This window comes from Mesorhizobium sp. WSM4846 (assembly GCF_055811415.1).
In genome coordinates, this window is the sequence record NZ_JBVVPZ010000086.1 from 1 (window position 1) to 5,972 (window position 5,972).

Consider the following 5,972-nt stretch of genomic DNA (forward strand, 5'->3'; position numbering starts at 1 on the left):
ACCGCCGGAGCTTTCCTGCGGAAAACTACGATTCCTCAAGTAATTTCAACAACTTGCCGTTTATGGACGGACACTAGTCTAGTCCAGCCTGGAAACCGGAATCAGGGCGTTTCCATCTCGGAAAATTTCAACTAGGTGCACATTCTTGAGCCCATCCCAATATCGCGGATTGATGTGCTCGAAGACAATCATCTGGAACTCTTTACCCATTTCATTTGCCGTACTGATGAACTGGTCTAAAAGCCCCAGTGCCAACTTCACCTTCGCGACGTCGCTCTCGTCGACGTCCTTCTCGCCCTTCCCGTCCTTCTGATCATCCTCGCCCCAGTATGGCCTGGAGAACTGATCGATAATCAGGAACGGAGCCACGTGAATACCGTCGTTCCGCATAATCAATTCGTGCAAGCCAAGGAACAGGAACAGGTGAAGGAACATGTGATTGGAACTGCTACCGACGTTCTCGGTCGCAGCTGTTTTAGGCTTGCGCAGATGAAGCTTCTTTTCCGAATAGTTGAATGCGGAACGATAATCGCCATAATTTCCGAGCGCCGCCTTCGTCAGCGAGATGTAATCCTGGATTACCTCATCAAGGGCCCTGGTAAATAGCTCTTTCCGGTCCTCGACAGGTGCTACAGCAAGGTCTTCGATTTGAGCTTCTATGCTTGCGATCAACTCGCTGTTGTCTGGAGCCTTGTCTGACTCTGGATCGCTATACAGCTCAAGCTTGGCCTTCGTTTCGCCGATGAAGATGTACTTATCCTTGTCGCTCTCGAAGCTTTCCATCTCGGCAGGTAGAGCTTGAAGGTCCTTTCCAAGCTTCTCGCCCTGAGATTCCAACCCTTTGATGATTTCGGAGATATTGCTGTCCAGCGGAGTCTTTCGAGCAGTAGCGTCCTTAATTTCCTGTAGGCCCTGGGAAAGGTTTCTGAAGATGTCGTCGAACACGGATGTCCGAACCGTCTCCTCGAAATTCCTTATCAGATACTCAACAGGCTGGAGGCTATCTCCTGTTTCCTTGAGGGTTGCTTTATGGTTCCCATATTCCGAAGCGAACCTACGGAGCCCCCTGATCTTCCGAGAAACCCGGTATATCTGTGAGGAAATTTCATCATACCTTGCCGACACATGCAGGTCGGGTCCACTCTCCCGCTCTGTCACTATTCGCCTCAATGCGGTGACTGAAGCATCAGCGTCTGTATCCTCGGCAACGAGCCCGTACCCCTTAGCCCGAGCGACGGTTTCGGCCAGCTGAGCATTAAACTGCTCGCGTTTTTCCTCCGTTTTAGCCGACAGCTTTTGCTGGCGGGCAAGGCTACGCTCCAACTCTGCGCGCTTCTCTCGCTTCAATATGTTTTCGACTGTGTCGATCCCCACAGCAATATCGAATATGCGTGGTAACGCCTCTTGGTAGCGAGCCTGGTTCTGCTTGTCGAAAAACTGGTCGCTATGCGTGATGATGTCTTGTGAGATTGTGTTGAAGAGCAGGAAATATCGAAGCGACACCCGAGAATTGGCCTGCAGCGTTCTCCCACCAAAGGGAATTTTGACGTCCTGATCGATGCCGAAATCAGCGCTCAATAGCTTCTTCAAGACACTTTCGCTGATATTCGGGCTTGGCGCAGAGTCTGGCACTTCTCCTGTTGAAGAGAAGTGGTAATCGGGCGACGGGGTCGTCCCCACCGGGGCGCGTCTCGCAAGCGTATAGACTTTTTCATTCACATGAATGCGCAGCCCGTACCAAGCGACATTTTCGTTGATTATGCTCTCTGAAATCCGATGCTTGCTCGCGAACATGCTGTAATCGACGATGTCCAAGATCGCCGTCTTACCGGTGTGGCTTTCGCCGGTGATCACATTAACCTTGTTCGGCAGGAACGTAACGGACCGTCTATGTTCGGTCTTCAGCCAGAGTTGCAGGCTTTCGATATAGAATTTCATAGCTCGATCCTCGCATTGAGGTAGAAAACTTCAGCCTTGCCCGAGACTAGGGCAGCTATGTTGGCTGACGCACGCTGCACGCGCTCGGCGCGTTTGCCCATGGACGCATCGAACGGTAAGGCAGACGCGATTACCGCTCCGTCATCTTTCAGTTGAATTACACCAATTTCACACAAAAACTGGAGAGCATTCACTGTCGGGGCGAGCGATGCCAAGTATCGTTCATTGAAATTGTAGAAATATTCGATGTTATCGATTAGATACTGCTCAAAGCTGACAAAGCGAAATTTGCCGTGTCCAAGCTTCTTCACTATCTCGCGATGTGCAACAACGGGCAAGATCAAGGCGATTTTGGGAAGCGTTAAAAATCCAGCCTCTTTCAACACTGAAGAGATAGCAAACGAATTGACCCCGAGGTTATTGTAATATGAGCCGAACTTCACTTGTAGCGATCTTTCCAGGTACTTATCCAGCCGATCACCGGACGATCAGAAAGATCGTAGAATCCGCCATTGCTCATGGATAGCGGAAGCTCCTGCGAAGCGAGCGTGAGCTTTCTCAGCCGCAAGTCTCCGAGGATCCCGCGGGCAGATGCACCCTCGTCAACAGCGGCCCGTTGACCCGAATAAGTTTGGAGGAACTTGCCTTCCCACATAATGCCAGCTTCATCCTCCAAAGCGTCGATATCGGATTGAGTGATATCTCCGTCTTGGATCAGCCGCTCCAGGTTATCGCGAAAGTGCAGACGCCTAGTGGTGAACTTGGTATGAAACTCAATGTTATCCGCCGCGATATCATCGATATCCACCAGTTGCCTGATGAACGTCTGGTCGGACAGATTGTCCGGCAGAACAGGCGGAAATTCCCTGAAAAGCAGAGCACCGCTCCGGGCCTTATCGAAATGCCGTCGGTACCTCTGAGTGAACTCGTCAAAGCTAATCGTGATCTTGTTCCCCGCCTTGACGGTGGCGAAGGAATTTTGCCGCACCTCGGAGTCGACGGCGTTAAAAACGTCGTCAATACGTGACTGGTGTATCTGCTTTTCAGCGATGGACGCTTTGCATAGATTGATGATTTCATCCTTCCCCAAAGCGAACGACAGGTGCTCAAAAAACCTCTCTGACACGGCGGCGCCGAGTGAGAGCACGTCATCGATGTAACCTTGAATCACCCGGTCTTTGCTTTTCGCCTTGAGCAACGTGATATCAGCAACAAGCTCAGCATGACTTTTGGTGGTAGCTTTGAAGGCTTCAATGGATATCAGAAGGGCGTTTTTGTCGTTTTCTGACTTGTTGGATGCGAGCAGGAATCTGGTCTTTTTAAGAAAGGCAAGCTGAGAATCCACGGACGCCCGTCCATCCGCCGGGTCGATGATCAATTTGCACCAGTTCGAAATCGACTTCCAGAGATCACTGTCCATCGTCGTAAGGTTGATCGGAACGCCTTGTGCGCTCGTCTGAACTGTATGCTTCAGCTGGACAAGTAAGTTAGTGCCGTCGGGGCGCTCGACATGAACATCATCTAAAACCTCCAAGCCCACGACTTGGCCGCTCTTCAGATTTAGTAACTCGTTGAGAAAGTAATAATACTGGTAGTCGAAACCAATTGATTTATCTTCTGCACTAGTCGTATCGACACGCGACATTCCGCTCATGGCTTACCAACAGAATTCGAGAGAACACGCCCCAAGTTGTTACCCCGACACCTAGCAGCTGCCATAAGATCCATATCAATTTAACCGATACAGTCGCTGACTTCGCCTTCTCGGGTATTTAAGGAAAATCTGGATATTCTCGTTCGGTTGAATAAATCTCGTCCCGTCCGGAACCGGCAGGACTCTGCAACTTTCTGTCCAACTCAGCCTGTGCGGAGGTGGCGAGTATGTCCGCTTTCAGTGAAAGGTGCTCGCAGAATGACCTTCAGTTGGGTAAGCGCCTGATCATATCCAGGATCTTGATATAACCGTCGAGGACGTCGCCGGATCGAGACTGTCGGCTGCCCCAGCACCACTAAGGCCGCCCCCGATGACACCGCCGCGAACCGGCCCCTCAGCCGCTGATTTCTGAGTGACCTGCGCCATGTGGCCCAGCGGGGTCAGTACAGGTCTCTCGTAAACGCGCTTAACTGGAACAGTACGCATAGATGCGCGCGCAGCGCTGGCGAGGATCGAATTTGCGAACGTGGCTGAAACGCCGAGCGCCGTCGCATGTCCTAGAAATTCACGTCGGCTCAGCCGACCCGCAGCTAAACGGCGGCTGAGATAGTCGAGTTCCTGCGACATTGAGATGCTCCTCACTCGGATGGGTATTCCCTGTGGCCCATATCGAAGCCCTATTTCGACAATATCCACTCATTGGAGCGCTTTAGGGTCAAAATCCTGCTATTAACGCAGGAAATCGGCGTTCTTTCCCTTCCTCGTGCACAGTTCCGTTTAATCTCGGTTTATGGTCAAATCGGCGTGGGGCGCCCACGAGGGTGGTAAACCGGCGTGAGGGCCCTGAGGGTGCGAGCCGCAGATTATTGCGGCGAACCTGTCTGTTCCCTCCGGAGATGCCGCAGAGCAATTGAAAGGGCCGAACGAAGCTCTTACCTCTTGGCCAACGTCTCGGTGCTCGATCGGTCTTGTGAACTCCGAGGCCACAACCGTAACGCAAACTGTGACGCCGATGGAACTCTCGGTCTTCCGATCGCGATGACGTCAAGGCCCGCGTGACCACCTACAACATCGCAGCACACGCCAGTACCCGGCATGATCGTCAAGGCTTTCCGGTGCCGTTGCGGCTCAACGCGCTGCGTTCACGGCGGAATTCGTGCAGGGAGAGATTCGCGCGGCAGGCGCACTGGACGGGCGCGCCATCTTGTCTATCTAATCGCCGACGCAAACCTCACCACGGAAACAATCCACCTCGATCACGAAATCCCAAACATCGTCGTCAAAACGAGCATTCCTCACGACCTGCTGATCGGAACCTACCGAACAAGCAAATTGCGAGCGCCTTGCTTTAGGATTGCCAGGCGCTTCGGCAGGCATTTGCAGACCATCGATTCCTTTTGGCGATGCCACTTAGGTTATGATGAATTGCAAAAAGCTCAAGACTGTTTGGCTGGCCATCGATTCCGGCCGACTGCTCGGCAATTAATTTCACATAATTTCACATTCAAAACAGAGACGAAAGTTGGCCCAGAGCTTACGGCCGAAACGCTCGCTTAGGCAGTTGGATGCACCGTAACTGGGGCGAGGCTTCCGCACCGATTCCAAATCCTTTGCTCTTCGGCCGTCCCCTCGTCCGTCTTGACTAGTACGATCCCACAGCCTATTTCAGCGCCTCGTTAGCACTCTCCACTGGCGAGTGCTAACCACGCTCCGGCAACGGAGAACCTTTCAACCTCCGCACCAGGGATATCCAAAATGGCAAAGTCGAATTTCCGGCCGCTGCATGACCGAGTGGTCGTTCGTCGGGTCGAATCCGAATCCAAGACCTCCGGCGGCATCATCATCCCCGATACGGCTAAGGAAAAGCCGCAGGAAGGCGACATCATCGCCGTTGGTTCCGGCGCCCGCGATGAAACCGGCAAGCTGGTCCCGCTGGACGTCAAGGCCGGCGATCGCATCCTGTTCGGCAAGTGGTCGGGCACCGAAGTCAAGCTCAATGGCGAAGACCTTCTGATCATGAAGGAATCCGACGTCATGGGCATCATCGGCTGAATATCGGCCTCACCTTCACTTAAATCCCAGGGCTCAATTCAGGCCCTTGCCAGGAGCTAAAAATGGCTGCCAAAGACGTAAAATTTTCTCGAGATGCCCGTGAGCGCATGCTGCGCGGCGTCAACATCCTCGCCGACGCTGTGAAGGTCACGCTCGGCCCCAAGGGCCGCAACGTCGTCCTCGACAAGTCGTTCGGCGCACCGCGCATCACCAAGGACGGCGTCACCGTCGCCAAGGAAATCGAACTTTCCGACAAGTTCGAGAACATGGGCGCGCAGATGGTCCGCGAAGTTGCTTCGAAGACCAACGACATCGCCGGCGACGGCAC

The 5,972-nt window shown here is 53.1% G+C and carries 5 protein-coding genes and 1 pseudogene; 2 read left to right on the plus strand and 4 right to left on the minus strand.

Going from position 1 to position 5,972, the window contains the following annotated elements; all coding sequences use genetic code 11:
- Positions 1-78: 78 nt before the first annotated feature.
- From AC0L15_RS33020 to AC0L15_RS33035, 4 genes and pseudogenes are all read right to left on the minus strand, one after another.
- Positions 79-1,938 carry a DUF3732 domain-containing protein gene (locus AC0L15_RS33020; RefSeq protein ID WP_473498379.1) on the minus strand — a complete coding sequence of 620 codons (1,860 nt, stop codon included), beginning with the start codon at positions 1,936-1,938 and terminating at the stop codon, positions 79-81.
- Entirely contained in the window at positions 1,935-2,381 is a 447-nt protein-coding gene (locus AC0L15_RS33025) for a three component ABC system middle component (RefSeq protein ID WP_473498380.1), read from the minus strand. The genes AC0L15_RS33020 and AC0L15_RS33025 overlap by 4 nt, the downstream gene beginning before the upstream one ends.
- Positions 2,378-3,583, minus strand: a complete 1,206-nt coding sequence (locus AC0L15_RS33030) for a hypothetical protein (RefSeq protein WP_473498382.1) — start codon at positions 3,581-3,583, stop codon at positions 2,378-2,380. The genes AC0L15_RS33025 and AC0L15_RS33030 overlap by 4 nt, the downstream gene beginning before the upstream one ends.
- A gap of 312 nt (positions 3,584-3,895) precedes the next feature.
- A pseudogene (locus AC0L15_RS33035) lies at positions 3,896-4,219 on the minus strand (twin-arginine translocation signal domain-containing protein); the annotation flags it as partial.
- Between the two features lie 1,128 nt (positions 4,220-5,347).
- On the opposite strand from AC0L15_RS33035, the gene groES reads away from it, so the two are divergent.
- Together groES and AC0L15_RS33045 are read left to right on the plus strand one after the other, a co-directional pair.
- A complete protein-coding gene (gene groES, locus AC0L15_RS33040; protein ID WP_473498384.1) occupies positions 5,348-5,644 on the plus strand; it encodes a co-chaperone GroES in 297 nt (98 codons plus the stop codon).
- A 62-nt stretch (positions 5,645-5,706) separates the two neighbouring features.
- A partial coding sequence (locus AC0L15_RS33045; RefSeq protein ID WP_473498385.1) for a TCP-1/cpn60 chaperonin family protein occupies positions 5,707-5,972 on the plus strand: 266 nt, incomplete at its 3' end.

Excerpts from the sequence above, each read along its gene's own strand:
- AC0L15_RS33020 (WP_473498379.1), bottom strand. The coding sequence starts at position 1,938 with ATGAAATTCTATATCGAAAGCCTGCAACTCTGGCTGAAGACCGAACAT.
- groES (WP_473498384.1), top strand. The coding sequence starts at position 5,348 with ATGGCAAAGTCGAATTTCCGGCCGCTGCATGACCGAGTGGTCGTTCGT.
- AC0L15_RS33030 (WP_473498382.1), bottom strand. The coding sequence starts at position 3,583 with ATGTCGCGTGTCGATACGACTAGTGCAGAAGATAAATCAATTGGTTTC.